The organism is Phenylobacterium sp. (assembly GCF_030693625.1).
Taxonomy (GTDB): domain Bacteria; phylum Pseudomonadota; class Alphaproteobacteria; order Caulobacterales; family Caulobacteraceae; genus Phenylobacterium; species Phenylobacterium ferrooxidans.
The window spans coordinates 26,725-48,770 of record NZ_JAUYAF010000023.1 but is presented as its reverse complement, the minus strand read 5'-3'; the positions used below and the strand labels follow the sequence as shown (position 1 = coordinate 48,770).

Here is a 22,046-nt window from a genome sequence, read left to right as displayed (position 1 = left end):
CCGCATCGAGCGATGCTTCTCCAAGCTCAAGCACTTCAGGCGCTTCGCAACCCGATACGATCGAAGGGCCATCCACTTCCTAGGCTTCGTCCATCTCGCAGCAGCCATGATCTGGATGCGATGAATGTCGATTCCGCCTAGTCTTCCAGCGCCAGGACTGGGGAGGCGGACGTGGCGCAGACAAAGACCAAGACCCCGGAGACCAACGCCGACGTCGAGGCTTTTCTGGCGGCCGTCGCGCCTGAACCGCGCCAGGCTGAGGCGTGTCCGGCCATCGCGACGATGCGCTGATGGCGCGGCTTGGCAAGTACAAGACCGGCAAGGCCTGCCTCTATCTGACAGGCTCCCCGACGTGGACCAGGAGGTGCTCGCCGAGGTGATCGCCGGCTGTGTCAGCCACATGCGGGAAGCCTATCCCCCCAGCGGCGCGCAGAAGCCGTAGTCCTGGTCCTGCGGCGGCTCTGATCTCCCGCACCAGCCCCGTGGGACCGGGTGCTGACTTGAGCGCCGGATGATGACAAAGATTTCATGGCCCCGCTTGCATCTATAGGGCGCGGCACGGGCCTCTTTCCTCACAGAAGCGGGCTGATACGCCCCAAAACTGGAGAGACCACGTCATGGAAGCCGTCCTCATCGTCTTCATCGTCTTCGGATCGATCGCCTCGCTGTTCCTGGTGCCCGCCTACCTGAAGAGCCGCGAACGCTCGCGCCTGCACGACACCCTCAAGGCCTCCATCGAGCATGGCCAGCCGATCCCCGCCGAAGTCATCGAGGCCATCACCAGCGACGTGAAGGTCAAGGCGCCGGCCTCTCCCATGCGGGACTTGCGCACCGGCATCATCTGGCTGGGCGTGGCGGTGGGCCTGGCCGCCTTCGGCTTCGCCATCAGCTTCGAGGAGCCCGACGCCCTCTATCCGCTGATCGGCATGGCCGCCTTCCCGGGCTTCATCGGCGTGGCCTTTATCGCCATCTCATTCTTCGGGCGCGGCAAGTAGGCCGGTTCCAGGGGGAGCAAGCCCAATGTCGGGCTCACAGCAACTGCGGTACGCCAGCCTCCACGACGTGGAACTCGCGACCCTGTCGGCCACGGGAGAACGGCGCGCCTTCGGCGAGCTGGTCCGCCGCCATGGCTCGGCGGTGCGGGGCCTCCTGCGCCGGATGGGCGCAGCCTCGGCCGAGGCCGACGACACGGCCCAGGACGCCTTCCTGGCCGCCTTCGAAAGCATCACCGAGTTTCGCGGCGAGGGGACCTTCGCCGCCTGGGTCAAGCGTATCGCCGCCCGTCAGTACCTGAAGCGTCTGCAACGTGAGCGGCGTCTGGCGAGCCTGGCGCTCGAGGCTGAAGAGGGCACCCAAACCGCTCACCATCCCGACGCCGCCGGCCGCATCGATCTGGACGAAGCCATGAAGTGTTTAGGCGCGGCCGAACGGCTCTGCGTGACCATGTGCTACGGCGCGGGCCTCTCCCACGCCGAGGCCGCCGATGCCTTGAATCTGCCGCTTGGAACGGTCAAATCCCATGTCAAACGTGGTCTGGAGAAACTCAGAACGCGACTGGCGCCTGAGGGTGCGGAGCTGGAAGGGAGGCGTGGCAATGGCTGAGATCGAATTCGAGCGCCGCCTGGAGCGGCTCTTCTCCGATGCGCCGGCGTTCTCCGATGAGAGCGCCTTCGCGGCGCGTGTGGAGCACCGTCTCAATCGCGGCTGGAACATGCGCCGCTGGTTCATCGGGGCCGCCGGCGTGGCCGGTGGCGTCGTCGGCGCCAGCCAGCTCATCATGTCCAACTTCGTCCAGCGGGTGGAGGACGCCTCGGCGGGCTCTTCGCGCCTCCTGCAGGCCGGGATCGCCCAGGCGCGCCCGGGCATGGACCTGTTCGCCATGGTGCAGTCGGACTGGACTGTCGTATGGATCGCCAGCGGCCTGGCTGTCCTGGCCATGGGCTTCGTGCTCACCCGCGTGATCGAGGAGATCTGACGATGTCGGCTCAACGTCAGGAAACGGTTCGTCGCCTCGCCGCGCCGGATATCACCGCGCGCAAGGGCGGTGTGCCCATCGTCTGCCTGACGGCTTACACTGCGCCGATGGCCGAACTGCTGGACGACCACTGCGACCTGCTGCTGGTGGGCGACAGCGTCGGCATGGTGGTGCATGGCCTGCCCAACACGGTCGGCGTCACCCTGGAGATGATGATCCTGCACGGCCAGGCGGTGATGCGGACCTCCAAGAAGGCCATGGTGGTGGTGGACATGCCCTTCGGCTCCTACGAGGGCGCGCCCGAGAACGCCTATCAGAACGCCGTGCGCATCATGAAGGAGACCGGCGCCTCGGCGGTGAAGGTCGAGAGCGGCTCCACGGTGGTGGAGACCATCGAATATCTCGTGAAGCGTGGCGTGCCGGTCATGGGCCATGTGGGCCTGCGGCCCCAGGCGGTGCTGGTGGACGGCGGCTTCAAGGCCAAGGGCCGCGCCGGCGAGGAACGCGCCCGGATCCTGGAGGAGGCCAAGGCCACCGCCGCGGCCGGCGCCTTCGCCGTGGTCGTCGAGGGTGTCGCCGAGGGCCTGGCCCGCGAGATCACCGAGGCCATCGCCGTGCCCACCATCGGCATCGGCGCCTCGGCCGGCTGTGACGGCCAGATCCTGGTCACCGACGACATGCTGGGCCTGTTCGACTGGACGCCGAAGTTCGTGCGCCGCTACGCCGACCTGCGGGGCGAAATCTCCAAGGCCATCGCGGGCTACGCCGACGACGTGCGCCAGCGGACGTTCCCGGGTCCGGCGGAGATCTATTTCGCCAAGGCCGCGAACACCTAGAGCCTGATTCGTTGAGGTGGAATCGCGTCGCGATTCCGCCGATGCGGTGGATCAGGCTCCAGATATAAGCGAGAGCATGATTCACGCCTGAGCCGGGACCGCTGCGCGGTTCCGTCTCAAGCGATCATGCTCTAGGCGAACAGGACGGCGGCTTCCGCTGTCGGTTCAAAGGTTTTCGCCAGCGCGATGGCTTCGGCCTCAATGGCTTCGTGGTCCTTGGCTGTGAACTTCTCGAACGCGGTGACGGACACCGTCGCGGTCTTCTTCTTGGCCTCCAGCTTCCACGTCCCGGCGACGAAACCGTCCACCAGCAGCATCGGCGGAACCTGCAGGTTCTTGCTGGCGACCCTGGGCGCGTGTTCGGGCGGCAGGATGCGGGCGCGGTCCTGGTGGCCCTGGGTGACGGCGTCGAAGTCCGGCACGAAGCGCGGCGGGGCAGGGACATGGCCACCGGGCCGGGGCGCATCCTTCAGGTCGTAGAGCACTTTCCCGCGATCATCTCTGAAGGTGACGAGGTCGTCGCCGAGCGCCTCGAACAGGGCCGCGACACCCTTCAAGCCCGACCAGCCGCTGAAGTCGGCGGGCGTCGCCGGCCCCCAGGCGGCCAGGTAGCGGCGTAGCAACTCAGCAGGCTCCGCCGCCGCCGCGATGCCCTCGCCCAGATAGGCCTTGGCCAGGACGAACTCGCCACCGGGCGAAAAGCCGTACGGCGTGTCCGACGCCGCCTGAACCAGGGGCAGGAGGTGGCGCGCCGCATAGGCCATGATGCGGATGTCGGAATAGCCGGCCTTTTCCAGGACGTCCCGGAAACTCTCGAACTCCCTTGGTTCGGCAAAGTGCTTCCGCGCCAGGGCCAGGACGGGTTCCAGCTCGGTGACCGTCGTCTTGGTCCCGCCAGGCAGGGTGATGGCCTCTCCGGTCCTCAGGCTGCCCCGGAAGGTCAGGAAGTCGGCGGCGGTCACCAGGTGGAGCGTGCCGCGCATGGCCGTCGCGCGCACGACCTTGCGGCTCGCGATCGCCGTCCGCAGGTCATCAGGCTCGAATCCCGCGAGTCGCGACCAGAGGCCGATGAAGGGCGTGCGCGGCAGCTGGGCCTGGATCGCCAGCAGCCGGCTCAGCGCGTCGGCGGGCGCAATGGCCTGGCGCTCCAGCAGCATCTGGCGGGCCAGGAGTGCGCGGTTCAAGTCGCGGGCGGTGAGGACGTCGTCAGCCATCCCCGCAGCATCGCCGAGGCGCCGGCGCGAGGCCAGCCTTGCGCTAATTCGCGCCAGCGCTCATTTGCACGCGCACGGGCGGCCTGTCGGCCGCCGTGACTGGAGAGACGTGTGGCCAAGGGATTCAAGGAAGCTGGCGAGAAGCCCCGCCGCTTCTACAAGAGCGTTGCGGTTGAGGCCGTCGAGGGCGGCTTCGCCGTGAAGCTGGACAACCGCAGCCTGCGCAGTCCCCGGTCGGCCCTGATGGTTCTGCCGACCCAGGCCCTGGCCGACCTCGTCGCCGCGGAGTGGGCCGCCCAGGGCGAGCATATCGAGATGGCCCTGATGCACGCGACCCGCCTGGCCAACACGGCGCTCGACGCCATCCCCCAGGCCCGTGACGGCACAGCGGCTCAGATCGCCGACTATGCCGGCTCTGACCTGCTCTGCTATTTCGCCGAGGATCCGGTGGGGCTGGTGGACCGCCAGCAGGAGCACTGGGGCCCGGTCCTGGAGCGTGCTGAGCGGGAGTTCGAGGTCGCTTTCGTAAGGGCTGCGGGCATCGTTCACCGCACCCAACCCGACGAGACCCTGGCCAAGGTCAAGGCCATGGCGCTGGATCTCGACGATTTCGGCCTGGCTGGCGTCGCTTTCGGCACCGCCCTGTTCGGCTCGGCGGTCCTGGCCTTCGGCCTGGCGCGCGGCTGGATGAGCGGCGTCCAGGCCCTGGAGCTGTCGCGCCTGGATGAGACCTTCCAGGAGGAGAAGTGGGGCGTCGATGACGAGGCCGCCGAACGCACCGCCCGTCACGTGGTGGAGGCGCACATGCTCGAGCGCTGGTTCAAGGCCCTCTAGCTGACGCCCGGTGAACTTGCGCAGGCTTCCGGGCGCGACTAGGGCTTGATCCCAGCACAGAGCGTTAAGAGGGGCCGGCCTTGAAGCATATCATCGAGGAGCTTGAGAAGCGTCGCGCGGAGGCCCGCATGGGCGGCGGCGAGCGCCGCATCCAGAGCCAGCACGCCAAGGGCAAGCTCACCGCACGCGAGCGCCTGGACCTGTTGCTGGACGAAGGCTCCTTCGAGGAGTTCGACATGTTCGTCGAGCACCGCGCCACCGACTTCGGCATGGCCGACAACCGGGTGCCGGGCGATGGCGTGGTCACCGGCTGGGGCAATATCAACGGCCGCCTGGTCTTTGTGTTCTCCAAGGATTTCACGGTCTTCGGTGGATCTCTTTCCAACGCGCATGCGCAGAAGATCGTCAAGGTGCAGCAGCAGGCGCTCAAGGTCGGCGCCCCGATCATCGGCCTGTTCGACGCCGGCGGCGCGCGCATCCAGGAGGGGGTCGACGGCTTGGCAGGCTATGCCGACATCTTCCTGCAGAACACGCTGGCCAGCGGTGTCATCCCGCAGATCAGCGTCATCATGGGCCCCTGCGCCGGGGGTGACGTCTATTCCCCGGCCATCACCGACTTCATCTTCATGGTGAAGGATACGAGCTATATGTACGTCACCGGCCCCGACGTGGTCCGCACCGTGACCCACGAGGAGGTCACCCACGAGGAGCTGGGGGGCTACCGCGTCCACGCCATGAAGTCCGGCGTCGCCGACGGCGCCTTCGAGAACGACCTGGAGGCGCTCACCCAGGTGCGCCGCCTGGTGGATTTCCTACCGCTTTCGAACCGCGAGAAGCCCCCGGTCCGGGAGAGCTTCGACAATGTCGAGCGCGACGAGATGAGCCTCGACACCCTGGTGCCGTCCAACCCCAACAAGCCCTACGACATGAAGGAACTGATCCTGAAGGTCGTGGACGAGGCCGACTTCTTCGAGATCGCCCCGGACTTCGCCAAGAACATCATCTGCGGCTTCGCCCGCATGGACGGCCGCACCATCGGCATCGTCGCCAACCAGCCCCAGGTCCTGGCCGGCGTGCTGGACATCGACTCCAGCCGCAAGGGCGCCCGCTTCGTGCGCTTCTGCGACGCCTTCGAGATCCCCCTGGTGACCCTGGTGGACGTGCCGGGCTTCATGCCGGGCACCAAGCAGGAGCAGGGCGGCCTGATCCGCCACGGCGCCAAGCTCTTGTTCGCCTATGCCGAGGCCACCGTGCCCAAGGTGACCCTGATCACCCGCAAGGCCTATGGCGGCGCCTATGACGTGATGAGCTCCAAGCACATTCGCGGCGACGTGAACTATGCCTGGCCCACCGCCGAGATCGCCGTCATGGGCTCCAAGGGCGCCGTGGAGATCATCTTCCGCGCAGAGATCGGCGACCCCGACGCCATCGCCGCCCGCGAAGCCGAGTACAAGTCCCGTTTCGCCAACCCCTTCATCGCCGCCAGCCGCGGCTACATCGACGACGTCATCAAGCCCCACAACACCCGCAAGCGCATCGCCCGCTCGCTGAAGAACCTGCGGGGCAAGCAACTGACCAACCCCTGGAAGAAGCACGACAACATCCCGCTATAGGGGCGCGATGGCGACCCCGCTGCTTAGCGGGGAACTTGGCGCGAGCCGCTCCCGTTGTGATCGCGAGGCCACCTTGGCCACGCAACAATGGGAGACGACCTCATGGCCGGCAGATTTGAAGACGACCGCGAGTGGCGCGAACGCGACGCGGAGTTCAGCCGCGGCTATCCGGGCGAGGACCAGCCTCTCGACCGTTACCGCGGACCTGAGGATCGCAGCTTCCAACGTGGGCCCCGGGGCCCGGTGTTTGGCGAGCGCGAGAGCGGCGCCAGCTACAGTGACCCCCGGGCGGCGCGCGACGGCTCCGCTGGTGGCGGGCCGCGATACGCTTCGCCCATCCGAGGCGCCGATCGCACCTATGACCGCGGGCCTCGCGGCCACACCGAGGCTGAGCGCAACCAGGCCTATCGCGCCGCCTATGGGCCGCAGTCAGAGCCGCGCGGCGCCTACGAGCGCTATCGGAGCTATGAAGCCGGCGACGGCGATGACGCCCGCTTCTATCGCGACCGCGACGATCGCGATGAGGACACCGGCCACAGCCGCAACTTCCTGGACCGCGCCGCCGACACCGTCGCATCCTGGTTCAGCGACCGCCGGCCGGACTTCCAGCGGCCTGTCCATCGTGGGCTGGGCCCGCAGGGCTACAAGCGGTCCGACGAGCGGATCACGGAGGAGGTTCACGAGCGCCTTACCGAGGACGCCTGGCTTGACGCCTCCAATATCACGCTCGCGGTGTCCGATGGTGAAGTGACGCTCTCAGGCTCGGTCACCGAGCGCGAGGCCAAGCACCGGGCCGAGCGGCTGGTGGAGGACATCGGCGGGGTGACCCACGTGCAGAACAACCTGCGCGTCAGCCGGCCGGGAGACGCGAAGTGACCGAGCGAGACAACGGCGGGCGCGACCCCGGCGGCCAAGGCCGGACCTATCGCGGCGAGCAACAGGCCGACCTGCATGGCGACGACCGCAGCTTCAACACCGACCCGCCTCCGGGGCCCGGCGTTGCGGGCCGGCCTGCCGCTCGGGGCGCCGACTATAGCGGCCGGGGGGTGACCGGCGGCTACGGCCAGAACGGCAGTGACCCAGGTCGGCGCGTGTCGGCCTATGGAGACCGCGTCTATCGGGGTGGGGGCGGCGGTGGCGGCCGAGCGGAAGACTACAGCCGCGGCGGCCCTGACCCCGGCGGCTACGGCCGGACCGCTCCGGGCTATGATGCGCGCTATGGCGGGAGCCCTCCCCAAGCCTACCCGTCGGGACCCGGCGATCCCGGCCATCGCGGCCTGGGACCCAAGGGCTATGTCCGCAGCGATCCGCGCATCAACGAGGACGTCCACGACCGGCTGACGGAGGATGACCACATCGACGCGTCGGGTATCTCCGTGGCCGTGCAGGAGGGAGAAGTCACGCTTTCGGGTACGGTCGGCGACCGTCGCGCCAAGCACCACGCCGAGGCGATCGTCGAGCACATCGCCGGTGTGAAGCACGTGCAGAACAACCTGCGGGTCGGGGCTTCCACCGCGCCCCTGGGCGAGAACGCCATCCAGCGGGACCAGGCCGAAGGCGAGAGCTGACCCTGCTGACACCGCCCGCCGTCCGTCCTAGGTTGGCGGCGTGTCGGAGGAGGCGTTCAGGACCTGGATCGACCGTTGGCGCCTGACGCCCGACGGGGAGCCGTTCACCAGCCTTGGGGGACGGCTCCTGCCTGTTCGCAAGGACGGGATCGCCGCCATGCTCAAGGTCAGTCATTCGCCCGAGGAGATCGCCGGGGGCGTCCTGATGGCCTGGTGGAACGGGCAGGGGGCCGCGCCGGTCCTGGCCCACGAGGGCGAGGCCCTGCTGATGGTCCGCGCCACCGGCGCCGGATCGCTGGCCGACATGGCCAGGAACGGTCAGGACGACGACGCCAGCCGCGTCATCTGCTCGGCCCTGGATGGCCTCCACGCGCCGCGGGCGGGGAGGCTGCCGTCGACCCTGCGGCCGCTGCCGGACTGGTTTGCGCAACTGGCGCCCGCCGCCAACCGCCATGGGGGTGTGCTGGCCAAGTCCTACGAGATGTCGCGGGTGCTGCTGGCCGACCCGCGCGAGGTCTGCGTCCTGCACGGCGACGCCCACCACGGCAACTTCCTGGATTTCGGCGACCTCGGCTGGCTGGCCATCGACCCCAAGGGGCTGATCGGCGAGCGTGGCTATGACTACGCCAACCTGTTGTGCAATCCGGACCTGGCCACAGCCGTCATCCCCGGACGTATCGCCAGCCAGGTGAGGGTGGTGAGCCAGGCGGCCGTGCTCGAGCCTGTGCGGACGATGCAGTGGCTGCTGGCCTATGCCGGCCTCTCGGCCTCATGGACCCTGGCAGATGGGAACAACCCCGCCGGCGCCCTGCAGATCGCGCAGATCGCGGCGGCGGAGCTGGGGCTTTAGTAGAGCTTCTCGTTGGCCTGGCGGGTCGCGCGGCTGCTCATATAGCTGATCAGTTCGAGCTTGAGCGCGGTCAGGTCGCTGGCGGCGGGGGTCAGCGTCGCGATCAGACTATTCCAAACCTTCAGGCCGGCGCCGGTGTCCTTGCCGCTGGCCACCTCCTGAGCCAGCGCCGCGATCACGCCGGGGTCCAGGGCGGCCCAGGCCGCGTCCAGTTGCTTGGCATAGACGTTGGTCAAGATTTCCAGCCGCCGCTCGGCGATGAGTTGACCGGTGTAGCCGGAGAACGCCCGGCCGGCATGCTCCATGGCCGCGTCGCTGATCTTGCAGGCGTTCAGGGCGACGCTTAGCTGCGCGTCGCTGAAGTGATCCATCACGTCGGGCCGGTGGTCCTTCAGGCCAGCGAGGAGATAAGCGTCGCGGTTGCTGCCGGGCAGTTGATCCCAGATGCACTTGGCGTTTCCCGCCATGGCTGGGCCTGCGGCAACCAGGAGGCCGATCAGGATGATCGCGCGGAGAGGCATGGGACCAGCCAAGGTGGAGACGCCAAGCGTCCGACAAATCACCCTACAGCGGAACTCAGTCATCCACCATGAAATCAACGATGTAGTTGTCTCAGCTGCGGGTTCTAGACGATCGCCAGGCGCTGGTTGTCGCCGCGCTCCAGCGGATCGCGGAGCGCCTGACCGTTCTGCACGAACTCCAGCGAGATCGAATTGATGCAGTACCGCAGCCGGGTCGGCGCGGGACCGTCGGGGAAGACATGGCCCTGGTGGCTGTCGCAGCGGGCGCAGCGGGTCTCGATGCGGATCATCCCGTAGCTGGTGTCCTTCACCGCCAGGACATGGGCCTCGTCGATGGGGGCGAAGAAGCTGGGCCAGCCGGTGCCGCTCTCGAACTTGGTCTTGGCCTGGAACAGCGGCAGGCCGCAGAGCCGGCAGCAATAGGCGCCGTCCTCCTTGTTATCCAGCAGGCCGCCGCAGAAGGCCGCCTCTGTGCCGTGATGCAGCAGCACCTCGGCCTCTTCGCGGGTGAGATCGGCCTCGAGGCGCTTGCGTTCCGCTGCGTCGGGAGGTGTCAGGTCAAAACCGGACGGGGAGAGGGTGGCTTCTGGCGTGCTCATGGGGTCCAATCTAGGGTCTCTCCCCCAAGTACGGAAGCGCTGCCCGAGCCTTTCTGTTTCAGAAATCTCTTCTGAAACAGAAAGGCTCGGGCTTTTGATGTTGAGCGTGACGGGCGCCTGGACCGGCGCCCACTTCAGGCTGTCACGCTGTAAGGGAGGTTACGTCATGCCCAGGACCACGGACTGTCTCGCCCGCGCGATTTTGCGCTAAGACATCAGCATGTTCTCAAAGATTCTGATCGCCAACCGCGGCGAAATCGCGGTCCGCATCATCAAGACCTGCCGCCGCATGAGAATCGCCACCGTGGTGGTCTATTCCGAGGCCGACGCCGACAGCATGGCCGTCGAGATGGCCGACGAAACCGTCTTCATCGGGGGCGCGCCGGCCTCCGAAAGCTACCTGGTCGCCGACAAGATCGTGGCCGCGGCCCGGGAAACCGGCGCGGAGGCCATCCACCCCGGCTTCGGTTTCCTCTCGGAAAACGCGTCCTTCGCGCGGCGGCTGGAGGAGGAGGGGATCGTCTTCATCGGTCCCAACCCCCATGCCATCGAGGCCATGGGCGACAAGATCGAATCCAAGAAGTTCGCCACCAGGGCCGGGGTCTCGGTGGTCCCCGGCCACGTCGGGGAGATCGACGACACGGCGCACGCCATCAAGATCAGCGAAGACATCGGCTATCCGGTGATGATCAAGGCCTCGGCCGGCGGCGGCGGCAAGGGCATCCGGGTCGCCTGGAACCAGAAGGACGTCGAGGAGGGCTTCCCGGCGGTGAAGGCCGAGGCGAAGTCCAGCTTCGGCGACGACCGCATCTTCATCGAGAAGTTCATCGAGAGCCCGCGCCACATCGAGATCCAGGTGCTGGGCGACAAGCACGGCGATGTCGTCCACCTGTTCGAGCGCGAGTGCTCCATCCAGCGCCGCAACCAGAAGGTCATCGAGGAGGCCCCGTCGCCTCTGCTGGACGAGGAGACCCGCGCCGCCATGGGCGCCCAGGCCGTGGCGCTCGCCAAGGCCGTCAACTACGACTCGGCCGGCACGGTCGAGTTCGTCGCCGGCCAGGACAAGAGCTTCTTCTTCCTGGAGATGAACACCCGCCTGCAGGTGGAGCACCCGGTCACCGAGCTGATCACCGGGGTCGACCTGGTGGAGCAGATGATCCGCTCGGCCTATGGCGAGAAGCTGGCCTTCGCCCAGAAGGACCTGGCGATCAACGGCTGGTCCATCGAGAGCCGCATCTATGCGGAGGACCCCTATCGCGGCTTCCTGCCCTCCATCGGCCGCCTGGTGCGCTACTACCCGCCGGAAGAGGGCCAGGTCGGCGACGTCATCGTGCGCAACGACGCCGGCGTCCGCGAGGGCGACGAGATCTCGATGTTCTACGACCCGATGATCTCCAAGCTGTCGACCTGGGCGCCGACGCGGCTGGCGGCCATCGACGCCATGGGCCGGGCGCTGGAGGACTTCCACATCGAGGGGCTGGGCCAGAACATCCCCTTCCTGGCCGCCGTCATGGACCAGGAGCGGTTCCGAAGCGGGCAGCTCTCCACCAACTACATCAAGGACGAGTTCCCCGAAGGCTTCCTCGGGACCCTGCCCACCGACTGGCAGCGCGACCTGGTCTCGGCCGTGGCCTGCGCCATGCACCGCATCGTCACCGCCCGCTCCGCGCCCCAGCTGCTGCGGGACGAGTGGATCGTCATCGCCGGCCACGACAAGCGCCTGGTGCGCCTCTCCAACGGCGGGGCGGCCTATCAGGTGGAGTACGTGAACGAGAACCGGGCGCTCACCCTTACCGACGTCGACTGGCGGCCGGGCAAGCACGTGTTCCGCGGCGTGCTGGACGGCCGGGCCTTCACCGTGGCGGTCAAGCCCGCCGCCGAGGGCTTCGTGATCCGCCACCGGGCCACCACCCTCAATGTCCTGGTCCTGACCCCGCGGTCGGCCGAGCTGCACGAGAAGCTGCCGCCAAAGACGGCGGCCGACACCTCCAAGATGATCCTCTCGCCCATGCCGGGTCTTGTCGTGACCCTGGACGTCATTCCCGGCCAGCTGGTGCGGGCGGGCGAGGCGGTCTGCGTCGTGGAGGCCATGAAGATGCAGAACATCATCCGCGCCGAACGGGACGGCACCGTGAAGACCGTCGGCGCCAAGGCCGGCGATTCGGTCGCCGCCGACGAGGTGCTGGTGGAGTTCGCCTGATGCAGACCGACTGGGCGGCCCTGTTCTTCACCGCAGGGGGCCGCCTGGGCCGGACGCCGTTCCTCATCGGGGCGGCGCTGCTGATCGCCTTGGCGGCGGTCTATGAGGCCGTGGCCGGCGTCACCCTGCACTGGCTGACCGGCTGGTTCGTCTATCCGTCCCTGATCTATGGCGGTGCCTGTGTGCTGTCCAAGCGCCTGCACGACCGGGGCAAGTCCGGCTGGTGGGCCGCGCCGATTCTCTTCGCCCTGGTGGCCGTCTGGCAGCCGCCGATGAACCCCGCCGATGTCCTGCTGTCGCTGCTGCTGGTCTGGGCGGTGGTGGAGCTGGGGGTCATGGGGAGCGAGCAGGGGACCAACCGCTATGGCGCCAACCCGCTGAGGGGTGCGCTGGCCTGAAGATCTTTTCCTCCCCTGTCGCGAAGCGAACGGGGGAGGGGGACCGCGCGTAGCGTGGTGGAGGGGGCGAGCCCCATCCACGGTGTCCGGTCGCGCCCCCTCCACCGCCTATCGGCGGTCCCCCTCCCCCACAAATAGGGGAGGAAAGGAAGCGTCAGATCGGCGCCTCGACCCGTACCACCGGCCCGAACACAGCCGCGAAACTCTCCATCAGCGCCGAATCGGCCTCGTCCATGGTCACCGGCAGGCCCAGGTCCACCAGGCTGGTCACCCCGTGCTCGGTCTGGCCGCAGGGGACGATGCCGGAGAAGTGGTCGAGATCAGGCTCCACGTTCAGCGAGACCCCGTGGAACGACACCCAGCGGCGCAGCTTCACCCCGATGGCGGCGATCTTGTCCTCACGCGTGGGCGCGCCGGACACGCGGCGCTCAACCCAGACGCCCACCCGACCGTCGCGAATCTCTCCGGTCACGTTGAACCGCGCCAGGGCGCCGATAACCCAGGCCTCAAGGCCAGCGACGAATGCGCGCACGTCGCGTTGGCGCGCGCTCAGATCCAGCATCACATAGGCCACGCGCTGGCCTGGGCCGTGATAGGTGAACTGCCCGCCGCGGGCCGTCGCGAAGACCGGGAATCGGTCTGGCTCCAGCAGATCGGCCATTTTCGCGGAAATTCCGGCCGTGTAGAGCGGCGGGTGCTCCAAAAGCCAGACCAGCTCCCCCGCCTTGCCCTCGGCGATGGCGGCGGCGCGGGCCTCCATGGCGGCGACGGCGGCCTCGTATCCGACATACCCGGTGGAAACGGCCCATCCCACAGGGGCGCCGTCGGCCCTTCCGAAATAGGGAGCGGGAGCGTCAGCATTTAACGACCGGTCAAGCATGTCAGCGCCAATGTGGGCTCGAGGATCGGGGGGCGCAAAGCCCCCTTTGATTTCTTAGCGTTTTTTGATGGGTGGGGTTTTGGGTCAGGTTAACGCCGTCAACGTCGAGATTTCGGTGGTGCTGGGTCGCTCCACCCTGCCCATGCAGCAGCTGCTGCGGATGGGCCGGGGTGCGGTGATCCCGCTGGACGCCGGTGTCAACGAAGAGGTGTGGATCCTGGCCAATAACCACCCCGTGGCCCGTGGAGAGATCCAGATCAACGAGGATCGCATCTCCATCGCAGTCACCCGCGCGGCCGATGTTTACGACTATATGGCCGGCGGCTAGCCACAACGCTTCACAAACGCGCGGGGGTTTGCTACCTGCCGCGCCTCACCACGAGCGGTCGTGGCGGAATTGGTAGACGCGCAGCGTTGAGGTCGCTGTGGGGCAACCCGTGGAAGTTCGAGTCTTCTCGACCGCACCAGTGAATCAGGGTCTTTCGCAGCTGCAGAGCTAGAACATCGTCATACGTTAGGAGGGGAGGTCCGCATGAGCCGCGACACCGAACATCCTAAGGACGACGTTCTGGACCTGCGGACCTCGCGAGAGAGCCTGACGTCCGCCGAGGTCGAGGACCTCGAGGATCTCGCCCTTGGCGAGGACTACGCCCTAAACCCTGACTTCGTGGCCATGGTCGTCGATGCGATCGACCGTGGCGACGCCGAGCGCCTGCGCGAACTGTTGGCCGCCCTGCACCCGGCCGACGTCGCCGACCTGATGGGCTTCCTGTCGTCGGACTATCGCTCCGAAGTGGTGGCCCACCTCGATCCCGAGGCCCTGGCCGAAATCCTCTCCGAACTGGACACCGAGATCCGCGAGGACGTGCTGGAGCACGTCCCCTACGCGACCCTGGCCAAGGCCCTGGGCGAGATGGACTCCGACGACGCGGTGGATGTCGTCGACGACCTGGAGGACGACAAGCGGGCCCAGGTGCTGGCCGCGATGCCGGAGATGGAACGCTCGGCCATCGAGAGCAGCCTGGCCTATGAGGACGAAACCGCCGGCCGCCTCATGCAGCGCGAGGTGGTCTGGGCCCCTCAGTTCTGGACGGTCGGTCAGACCATCGAGCACTTCCTGAAGGAAGGCGATGAGCTCCCCGAGCTGTTCTTCGACGTCTATGTGGTCGATCCCTCCCACAGGCCTGTGGGCGCGGTTCCGGTAAGCCACCTGCTGCGCACGCGGCGCGACGCGCCCCTGGCCCAGGTCATGGAGGCCATCACGGAAATCCCCGTCCAGATGGACCAGGAGGAGGTGGCCTATATCTTCGACAAGTACCACCTGATCTCGGCGCCCGTCGTGGAGCCGGGCGGGCGACTGGTGGGCCAGATCACGGTCGATGACATCGTCGGCGTCATCCAGGATGAGACCGAGGAGGACATCCTGGCGCTCGCCGGGGTGACCGACGCCGGCCGCGACGCGGGCGTGCTGGGCATCGTGCGCTCGCGCCTGCCGTGGCTGATCCTCAATCTGCTGACCGCCACCGTGGCCGTCAGCGTCATCGCCGCCTTCCAGGACGAGATCACCAAGCTGGTCACCCTGGCGATCATCATGCCCATCGTGGCCTCCCTGGGGGGCAACGCGGGCACCCAGACCCTGGCCGTCGCCGTCCGCGCCCTGGCCAACCGTGAACTGAACGCGTCGAACGCCATGCGCATCTTCCTGCGCGAGGTCAGCGTCGGCGTCCTGAACGGCGCGACCCTGGCCGCCATCATGTCCGTGGCGGTCTTCCTCTGGTTCCACGACCTGCGCCTGTCCATCACCGTGGCGTTGGCCCTGATCGTGAATGTGTCCATCGCCGCGGTGGTGGGAACCCTGGTGCCCCTGACCCTTGATCGCCTGGGACGCGATCCGGCGGTTTCGTCGTCGGTCTTCGTCACATTCGTGACCGACTTCATGGGTTTCCTGTCCTTCCTGGGCCTGGCGGCTGTGATCCTTCTGTAACCGGCCTCTATCTTGCCCGTTGAGACCCAAGCGCTTCGGCGTCTGTCTCAAAGTGGGTCAACTGGCCATGAAACCGCGTCATCACGTTTCCCGAACTGCGATCGACCTGATCAAGCGGTTTGAGGGTTACCGCCGGAAGTCCGCCCAGCTCGCCGACGGCCGCTGGACGATCGGCTATGGCCACACCCTCACGGCGCGAGACGGGGCGGAAGTCTCGGAACAGGACGCCGAGGCCCTGCTGCTCTACGATCTGATCGCGGTCGCGCACTCGGTCAACGAGTGGACCTACACCCCGCTGACCCAGAACCAGTTCGATTCGCTGTGCGCCTTCGCCTTCAATATCGGCGTCGACAACTTCCGCCGTTCCTCGGTCCTGCGCCGGGTCAATGAAGGCCAGCTGCTGCAGGCGGCCTGCGCCATGGAGCTGTGGCGCAAGGCCGACTTCGAAGGCGAACGCATCGTCATCGACGCCCTGGTCCGCCGCCGCTCGGCCGAGAAGACCCTGTTCCTCACCCCGACCCACGGCTGGGTCCCGGCCCCGTCGCCGATCCTGCGTCCCAATGTGGACATGGACGCCGCCGGCGTCGTGCCGCGCGAGACGCCCATGGCGCTCAAGGCCCCGATGGACGGTCCCCGCGCCATCGTCGAGCGCGAGACCGATTTCGTCGCGCCCCACGCGGCCCCGGTTCTGCCGGTGGAGGCGGTCGGCCCCGTCACCGTGGCGACGGCGCAACCCGCGCCGCCCCTGGTGCCGGTCGTGCCGGAAGAGGAATTGAGCCCCACCCAGACGGCGGCGGCCAGCGTCACCTCGCGCCTCTCGACGATCTTCCGCGACACCACCGCCGAGGAACCGGCGCCCCAGGCGCCCTTCGAGCCCGCGCCGCGCGTTGAGCCGACCCCTGAGCCCGAGGCCCCTGCGCCCGCGCTGGTTGAGGCCCCGCCGCAACCGGTCTTTGTCCAGCCCACCGCGCCGCCGCCCGCCGCGCCCATGGCCATGGCCGGGGGCGACCGCGCCTTCGTCCTGACGCCGCCGGAAGAAACCTACGAGCCCGCGCCGATGGAGCGGCCCCGCCTGGAGCTGCCGATCGCGGCCAACGAATCGCACCCGACCCTGTTCGACCGCCAGACCTCGGCGGCCAACGACCAGCTCACACTGCCGTCGCCGCCGCGCGAAGAGCGCCGTATCCTGATTGACGACACCCTGGACTACGACCCCGCCTTCGACCTGCTGGAGCCGGAGCAGCCCAAGCTGAGCCTGCCCCTGCTGGTGGGCCTGACCGTGGTGGGCCTGGCCTTCTTCGCCGGCGGTCTGTTCTGGGCGGCCAGCGTCAGCCCCGATAGCGACGGCGGCCTTCTGAACCCCATGACCGTGGGCTGGATGGCGGCGCTCGCCGGCATCGGCTTCTTCGGGGTGGCGGTCTACCTCATGCTCGACCGCCTGGGTCGGGGCGACCTCGATGAAGAGGACGACCTGGACGCCGAGTAAGTCTGTTCCCGGGGGGGGATAGTGGGGAAGGGGCCTGGTGCGTATCGCCGGGCCCCTTTCTCGTTTTGGGCCTATTCGTGCTAACACCGCTGCATGATCCCCAACCCTGGACCATCGCTGGATTTCGGACTTGGCGAGACCGCCGAGGCCATCCGCGACACCACCGCGCGCTTCGCGGCCGACCGCATCGCGCCCCTCGCGGCGGAGATCGACGCGACCAACACCTTCCCCCGCCAGCTTTGGCCCCAGATGGGCGAGCTTGGCCTGCACGGCGTCACCGTCGAGGAAGAGTTCGGCGGCCTTGGTCTCGGCTACCTCGAACACGTGGTGGCCATGGAGGAGGTGAGCCGCGCCTCGGCGTCAGTCGGCCTCTCCTACGGCGCCCACTCCAATCTCTGCGTCAACCAGATCCGCCGCTGGGGCTCAGACGAGCAGAAGCGCCGCTACCTGCCGCGCCTGATCTCTGGCGAGCATGTGGGCTCCCTGGCCATGAGCGAGAGCGGGTCGGGCTCCGACGTCGTCTCCATGAGCCTGAAGGCCGAGCATCACGGGGATCGCTACGTCCTGAACGGAACCAAGTTTTGGATCACCAACGCGCCGCACGCCGACGTCCTGGTGGTCTATGCCAAGACAACGCCAGGTGAGAGCAGCAAGGGCATCACCGCCTTCCTGATCGAGAAGGACTTCAAGGGTTTCTCGGTCGGCCAGAAGCTCGACAAGATGGGCATGCGCGGCTCCGACACCGGCGAGCTGGTGTTCGAGGACTGCGAGGTCCCGGAAGAGAACGTCATGGGCCCGGTGAACGGCGGCGTGGGCGTCCTGATGAGCGGCCTGGACTATGAGCGCACGGTGCTGTCGGGTGGGCCGCTGGGGATCATGCAAGCCTGCCTGGACGTGGTTCTGCCCTACGTCCGGGAGCGCAAGCAGTTCGGCAAGCCCATCGGCTCCTTCCAGCTCATGCAGGGCAAGGTGGCCGACATGTACGTCGCCCTGAACTCGGCGCGGGCCTATGTCTATGCGGTGGCGCGGGCCTGCGACGCGGGCCAGACCACGCGGTTTGACGCGGCGGGCGCGATCCTGATGGCCTCGGAAAACGCCGTGAAGGTCAGCCTGGAGGCGATCCAGGCCCTGGGCGGCGCGGGCTACACCCGCGACTATCCGGCCGAGCGCCTGCTGCGGGACGCCAAGCTCTACGACATCGGCGCCGGCACCAACGAAATCCGCCGCTATCTGATCGGACGCGAACTGATTGGGGCATGAGGCGGCGTATCAACGCTTTGTACACCTCCGATTCACCTTAGATGGACTGACCACGCCGGGGGGCGGAGGTAAGATCGATGCGTACCGCCCTTGTCCTGATGTCTCTGATCGCCCTGTCTGGGTGCGCCAGCCTGGAACCGCGGCTCAGCTGCGCAGCAGGGGAGGAGCCCATGCGCACCGCCCAGCTGTTCTTCGGCCAGAACATCGGCGACACGCCCGGCGTCTCCGACGCGGAATTCCGCAAGTTCACCGACGAGATCCTGACCCCGCGCTTTCCCGAGGGCCTCACCGTCCTGGACGGGGGCGGACAATGGACCGGCCCGGAGAACAAGCTGATCCGGGAGGCGGCCAAGGTGGTCGTCCTGGTTCTGCCCGCCGCCAATGGCGAGAACCGCCGCAAGCTGGGGGAGGTTCGGCAAGCCTATGTTGAGCGGTTCCACCAGGACAGCGTGATGATGGTCACCCAGCGCGCCTGCGTGTCCTTCTAGGTCCGGAACAAGACTCGCGACCTGCGGGTTCTCTTTCCCGAACTGAAGGAGAAGACCCCATGCGTAAGATTCTCATGCTCGCCCCCGCCGCCGTCATCGCCCTGACCCTGTCGGCCTGCGGCACCACCACCACCGAACGGGCGGCCACCGGCGCGCTCGGCGGCGCCGCCGTCGGCGCCGTCGTCAGCGGCGACGCCAAGGGCGCGCTCGCCGGCGCGGCCATCGGCGGCATCGCCGGGGCGGCCACCACCCCGCGCAACTAGCCCGACCCGTCCAGCCCGGCGGCCATGGCTCGAAGAGCCCGGGCCGTCGCGGCGTCGGCCGGGAAGAAGGTCTCCAAGGTCAGTTCCGACAGGGTCACGTCCACCGGGGTGCCAAACACCGTGGTCGCCGACAGGAACGACAGAACCCCCCCATCCTCCGTGTTCAGCTGGAACGGGATCGCCACGCCGGCGAACTCGTCCGACGGCTTGCGCGGCGCCCGTCCGCCCGGGATCGGATAGGCCCTGACCTCGGTCAGCAGCGCCGCCAGCCCCGCGTCGGCTGTCAGCTCCACCTCTCGCCGCAGCCGCTCCAGGATATGGGCCCGCCACTCGTGCAGATTGGCCGTGCGTCGCGCCAGGCCGCGCGGATGCAGGCTCAGCCTGATGACATTCAGCGGCGGCGTCAGAAGGTCAGCGTCGATCCCCTGAAGCAGCGGCCCAACCATGCGGTTGGCGCTGACCAGGTTCCACTGACGGTCCACGGCCATGGCCGGAAAGGGCTCGTGCCCGGTGAGGATCAGGTCCACCGCGCGGCGCGCCGCGGCCAGGCCGGGGTCGTCCAGGGAGCGCTGCGGGAAGACCGGCGCGAACCCCGCGGCCACCAGGATCACATTGCGCTCCCGCAGCGGTATCTCCAGCTGGTCGGCCAGGCGCAGCAGCATGTCGCGGCTGGGCTGGGCGCGCCCGGTCTCCACGAAGCTGAGATGGCGGGTCGAGATCTCGGCCTCCAGGGCGAGGTCGAGCTGGCTCATCCGGCGCCGCTGACGCCAGTCGCGAAGGTGGTCGCCCACGGCCGAAGCTGTTCTGGTCATGACCCCACGATAGCCCCCCACTCGCACCGGCTCCATGACCTGGCAGGTCATGGAGACACCTCGGGGCGGGCATGCGAAAGGCCGCCGGGGGGTGCCCGGCGGCCTTTCCACTGTCAGACCTGGCGCGGCTCACGCAAGCCTCTCCAGGCACGCCTAGGTCTGCAGCGTCCGCTCCAAGGGAAGCCTCAGCGGGCGCGCGAGACCGAACCCTGAGCAGATGCGTCAACGCCGACCGAGGCGTCCGCCCCGTCGCGGGAGGCGTTGGCGTTGGCGGAGGCGTCGGCGTCGGCGTCAGCCGAGGCGCTGGTGGACCGGGCCGCTTGGGCCGCGGCGCGCTTGGCGGCGCGGGCCTGAGCGCGCGCTTCTCGAGCGGTCTGAGCGGCTGTGTCGCGGGCATAGTCGGCCGAAGCGCTGGCCGTATCGCGGGCGTATCCTGAAGCGCCGCGAACCATTGAACCGGCCCCGCTGGCGTCCACGGAGCCGCCGAGCGAACCCGAGCCGGTCACGCCGCCGCCGATACCGCCGACCATGCCTCCCAGACCGCCGCCGCCGCCAAGGGCGCCGCCGACCAGCTGAGCGTGGGCGCCCGTGCCAAGGGCGAGAAGAGCACTTGCGGCCGCGGCCGCGATCATCGTGGTTCTACGCATGTCGTTCTCCCAATGTCTTCGAGCCGCAGTTGCGTCTCATGAGAGGTCCAACGATGGGGCCGGGACTTTTCATCCCAGGTCTTTTGATTTTTCCGATCACTCGCCCGCGAGCAGGGCCCGGCCGGCGCCGACGGCGGTGGGAGAGGTGCGCAGGTCGAACGCCACCAGGCCTCGGCCATAGGTGGGATCGGGGCCGCGCGACCCCAGGTCGGTCGCCTGGCGGGCCAGGTCAGCCATCGCGTTCGCCGCGGCCGCCCTGTCGGGGCTGGCGAGTTCCAGGGCCAGGCGGCCGGCCACCAGGGGCGCGGCGAAGGAGGTGCCGCGCAGGGCCACATAGCCTCCCTGGCTGGAGGCCGCGGCCATGTCGGCGCCGGGGGCCGCGAAGTCCACGTGACCCCCGCGCCCGGCTTCGGGCAGCACCCTGCGCCGCGCGTCCACTCCGGTGACCGAGACCACGCCGGGATAGGCCGCGGGATAGAGCGGCGGGGCGGCGGGCCCGTCATTGCCGACGGCGGCCACCACCAGATGCCCGCGCGCCACCAGGGCGGCCACGGCGGCCTCCAGGGTGCGGTTGGGCGGCCCCACCAGGCTGACATTGATCACGGCGACCTTGCTCCGGGCCATCCACGCCAGGGCCTGGGCGATGATCGCCGCCGAGCCTCCAGTGGGCGATCCGCCGTAGACGTCGGCCACCAGCAGCCGCGCGCCGGGCGCGGCGCCCCTGAACCCCCGTCCACGACCCACCATCAGGGACGCGACCGCCGTCCCGTGGGCGCTGACCTTCAGGCCGCCCGGCGCAAAGCCCCGCTGCTCCACGGGCCCCAGGCTGGGGTGCGCCGCCACCCCGCCATCCACCAGGCCGATCCGGACGCCGGCCCCGCCGCCGCGCGCCGCGGGGCCGCGGGCGACCGCCGGCGCAGCGCCCGCGCCGAGATAGATGTGGTTGAAGTCGTACTGGCCCTCAGGATCCAGCGCCTTGAGCCGGCGCACCCCCTCTCGCACCGAGACGCCCGGCGGCAGGCCCAGGGTCACGGTGCTGAGCTCCAGCCCCTCCAGCCGTGTCTCCGAGCCAACGCGGAACCCCGCCTTCCTGGCGATGGCCAGGGACTGCGGGGATGGCGATAGGATCAAAACCTCCCCGCGCACCACCGCCTGGCCCTGGTCGTCCACGTCGATGAGGTCGGCATGATCGCGGATCAGGGCCTGGACCTGCTGGCCGCGCAGGGCGGTGAGAGCCTCTCCGGCCAGAACCTCAGTCTGTCCGATCAGGCCGCGCACCGTGGAGGGCAGGGCCGGCACGCTCGGTGCGCGCGGCGCCATCGGCGTGCGCGGCAGGTCGGGCAGTCCGCCCATCGGCGATCCGCCGCCAACGCCGCCGGGCAGTCCGCCACCGACCCCAGGCATCGACGGCAGACCTACCCCGCCCAGTTGCGCGCTGGCCGGCAGGGCGATCACACTCAACGCCACGACGCTCAGCGAGCGGACGATCCAGCGATGACAAGGCCCCATCGTGAATTCCTCTTCCCGACGGACCTCTAAGCACGGCAGTGGCGTTTTGTTCCGCATAAGCGTTTTCAGACGAAGTGGGCGCAGGCTCATCGTTGAAAAACGCGACCGG

The 22,046-nt window shown here is 68.3% G+C and carries 24 protein-coding genes, 1 tRNA gene and 1 pseudogene; 19 read left to right on the top strand and 7 right to left on the bottom strand.

The genetic code is table 11. From position 1 onward, the window contains the following. From Q8N10_RS04890 to panB, 5 genes and pseudogenes are all read left to right on the top strand, one after another. Positions 1–124: pseudogene (locus tag Q8N10_RS04890) on the top strand (IS5/IS1182 family transposase); the annotation flags it as partial. 493 nt (positions 125–617) lie between these two features. Continuing rightward, positions 618–995 carry a DUF6249 domain-containing protein gene (locus tag Q8N10_RS04885; protein ID WP_304778341.1) on the top strand — a complete coding sequence of 126 codons (378 nt, stop codon included), beginning with the start codon at positions 618–620 and terminating at the stop codon, positions 993–995. Between the two features lie 25 nt (positions 996–1,020). Continuing rightward, positions 1,021–1,602, top strand: coding sequence for an RNA polymerase sigma factor (locus Q8N10_RS04880; RefSeq protein WP_304778338.1), 582 nt, complete (start codon positions 1,021–1,023; stop codon positions 1,600–1,602). Further along, positions 1,595–1,975: a hypothetical protein gene (locus Q8N10_RS04875; protein ID WP_304778335.1), complete on the top strand. Its 381-nt coding sequence runs from the start codon at positions 1,595–1,597 to the stop codon at positions 1,973–1,975. Before Q8N10_RS04880 ends, Q8N10_RS04875 begins: the two co-directional genes overlap by 8 nt. Positions 1,976–1,977: 2 nt before the next feature. Next, positions 1,978–2,811, top strand: a complete 834-nt coding sequence (gene panB, locus Q8N10_RS04870; RefSeq protein ID WP_304778332.1) for a 3-methyl-2-oxobutanoate hydroxymethyltransferase — start codon at positions 1,978–1,980, stop codon at positions 2,809–2,811. Between the two features lie 131 nt (positions 2,812–2,942). On the opposite strand, the gene Q8N10_RS04865 is transcribed toward panB, so the two are convergent. After that, complete coding sequence (locus Q8N10_RS04865) at positions 2,943–4,025, bottom strand: winged helix DNA-binding domain-containing protein (protein WP_304778329.1); 1,083 nt, start codon at positions 4,023–4,025, stop codon at positions 2,943–2,945. Positions 4,026–4,136: 111 nt separating this feature from the next. Here Q8N10_RS04865 and Q8N10_RS04860 point away from each other — a divergent pair, with 111 nt between their 5' ends. The 5 genes from Q8N10_RS04860 to Q8N10_RS04840 all read left to right on the top strand — a co-directional run bounded on the left by Q8N10_RS04860 (position 4,137) and on the right by Q8N10_RS04840 (position 8,890). Further along, positions 4,137–4,859 carry an ATP12 family chaperone protein gene (locus tag Q8N10_RS04860; RefSeq protein WP_304778326.1) on the top strand — a complete coding sequence of 241 codons (723 nt, stop codon included), beginning with the start codon at positions 4,137–4,139 and terminating at the stop codon, positions 4,857–4,859. Positions 4,860–4,939: 80 nt separating this feature from the next. After that, the gene (locus tag Q8N10_RS04855) at positions 4,940–6,472 is read left to right on the top strand and encodes an acyl-CoA carboxylase subunit beta (protein WP_304778323.1); all 1,533 of its coding nucleotides are present in this window, start codon (positions 4,940–4,942) and stop codon (positions 6,470–6,472) included. Positions 6,473–6,574: 102 nt separating this feature from the next. Continuing rightward, positions 6,575–7,348, top strand: coding sequence for a BON domain-containing protein (locus tag Q8N10_RS04850; protein WP_304778320.1), 774 nt, complete (start codon positions 6,575–6,577; stop codon positions 7,346–7,348). Next, a complete protein-coding gene (locus Q8N10_RS04845; protein WP_304778317.1) occupies positions 7,345–8,040 on the top strand; it encodes a BON domain-containing protein in 696 nt (231 codons plus the stop codon). Before Q8N10_RS04850 ends, Q8N10_RS04845 begins: the two co-directional genes overlap by 4 nt. Before the next feature lie 40 nt (positions 8,041–8,080). Continuing rightward, positions 8,081–8,890, top strand: coding sequence for an aminoglycoside phosphotransferase family protein (locus Q8N10_RS04840; protein WP_304778314.1), 810 nt, complete (start codon positions 8,081–8,083; stop codon positions 8,888–8,890). On the opposite strand, the gene Q8N10_RS04835 is transcribed toward Q8N10_RS04840, so the two are convergent. Together Q8N10_RS04835 and msrB are read right to left on the bottom strand one after the other, a co-directional pair. Continuing rightward, entirely contained in the window at positions 8,887–9,411 is a 525-nt protein-coding gene (locus Q8N10_RS04835; protein WP_304778311.1) for a hypothetical protein, read from the bottom strand. The genes Q8N10_RS04840 and Q8N10_RS04835 overlap by 4 nt on opposite strands. 104 nt (positions 9,412–9,515) lie before the next feature. Next, positions 9,516–10,010, bottom strand: a complete 495-nt coding sequence (gene msrB / locus Q8N10_RS04830; RefSeq protein WP_304778308.1) for a peptide-methionine (R)-S-oxide reductase MsrB — start codon at positions 10,008–10,010, stop codon at positions 9,516–9,518. Between the two features lie 220 nt (positions 10,011–10,230). On the opposite strand from msrB, the gene Q8N10_RS04825 reads away from it, so the two are divergent. Together Q8N10_RS04825 and Q8N10_RS04820 are read left to right on the top strand one after the other, a co-directional pair. Next, entirely contained in the window at positions 10,231–12,210 is a 1,980-nt protein-coding gene (locus tag Q8N10_RS04825; RefSeq protein ID WP_304778304.1) for an acetyl/propionyl/methylcrotonyl-CoA carboxylase subunit alpha, read from the top strand. Continuing rightward, a complete protein-coding gene (locus tag Q8N10_RS04820) occupies positions 12,210–12,608 on the top strand; it encodes a DUF805 domain-containing protein (protein ID WP_304778301.1) in 399 nt (132 codons plus the stop codon). Before Q8N10_RS04825 ends, Q8N10_RS04820 begins: the two co-directional genes overlap by 1 nt. Before the next feature lie 154 nt (positions 12,609–12,762). On the opposite strand, the gene lipB is transcribed toward Q8N10_RS04820, so the two are convergent. Continuing rightward, entirely contained in the window at positions 12,763–13,488 is a 726-nt protein-coding gene (gene lipB / locus Q8N10_RS04815; RefSeq protein ID WP_304778298.1) for a lipoyl(octanoyl) transferase LipB, read from the bottom strand. A gap of 67 nt (positions 13,489–13,555) precedes the next feature. Here lipB and Q8N10_RS04810 point away from each other — a divergent pair, with 67 nt between their 5' ends. The 7 genes from Q8N10_RS04810 (at position 13,556) to Q8N10_RS04780 (ending at position 18,969) form a co-directional block, all read left to right on the top strand. Then, positions 13,556–13,816, top strand: coding sequence for a FliM/FliN family flagellar motor switch protein (locus tag Q8N10_RS04810; protein WP_215339996.1), 261 nt, complete (start codon positions 13,556–13,558; stop codon positions 13,814–13,816). Between the two features lie 54 nt (positions 13,817–13,870). Further along, positions 13,871–13,955 (top strand) — tRNA-Leu (locus Q8N10_RS04805). Between the two features lie 65 nt (positions 13,956–14,020). After that, positions 14,021–15,472, top strand: a complete 1,452-nt coding sequence (gene mgtE / locus Q8N10_RS04800; protein WP_304778294.1) for a magnesium transporter — start codon at positions 14,021–14,023, stop codon at positions 15,470–15,472. Positions 15,473–15,539: 67 nt separating this feature from the next. After that, the gene (locus Q8N10_RS04795) at positions 15,540–16,958 is read left to right on the top strand and encodes a lysozyme (RefSeq protein ID WP_304778291.1); all 1,419 of its coding nucleotides are present in this window, start codon (positions 15,540–15,542) and stop codon (positions 16,956–16,958) included. A gap of 93 nt (positions 16,959–17,051) precedes the next feature. Continuing rightward, a complete protein-coding gene (locus Q8N10_RS04790) occupies positions 17,052–18,218 on the top strand; it encodes an isovaleryl-CoA dehydrogenase (RefSeq protein WP_304778288.1) in 1,167 nt (388 codons plus the stop codon). 77 nt (positions 18,219–18,295) lie between these two features. Then, positions 18,296–18,706 carry a DUF3574 domain-containing protein gene (locus Q8N10_RS04785; protein WP_304778285.1) on the top strand — a complete coding sequence of 137 codons (411 nt, stop codon included), beginning with the start codon at positions 18,296–18,298 and terminating at the stop codon, positions 18,704–18,706. Positions 18,707–18,765: 59 nt separating this feature from the next. Next, on the top strand, positions 18,766–18,969 hold the full coding sequence (locus Q8N10_RS04780) for a hypothetical protein (protein WP_304778282.1): 204 nt from the start codon (positions 18,766–18,768) through the stop codon (positions 18,967–18,969). On the opposite strand, the gene Q8N10_RS04775 is transcribed toward Q8N10_RS04780, so the two are convergent. The 3 genes from Q8N10_RS04775 to Q8N10_RS04765 form a co-directional block, all read right to left on the bottom strand. After that, entirely contained in the window at positions 18,966–19,781 is an 816-nt protein-coding gene (locus tag Q8N10_RS04775) for a helix-turn-helix domain-containing protein (protein WP_305663872.1), read from the bottom strand. The genes Q8N10_RS04780 and Q8N10_RS04775 overlap by 4 nt on opposite strands. 185 nt (positions 19,782–19,966) lie before the next feature. Beyond that, entirely contained in the window at positions 19,967–20,428 is a 462-nt protein-coding gene (locus Q8N10_RS04770) for a hypothetical protein (RefSeq protein ID WP_304778277.1), read from the bottom strand. 96 nt (positions 20,429–20,524) lie between these two features. Further along, positions 20,525–21,937 carry a S8 family serine peptidase gene (locus tag Q8N10_RS04765; RefSeq protein ID WP_304778274.1) on the bottom strand — a complete coding sequence of 471 codons (1,413 nt, stop codon included), beginning with the start codon at positions 21,935–21,937 and terminating at the stop codon, positions 20,525–20,527. Positions 21,938–22,046: the final 109 nt, after the last annotated feature.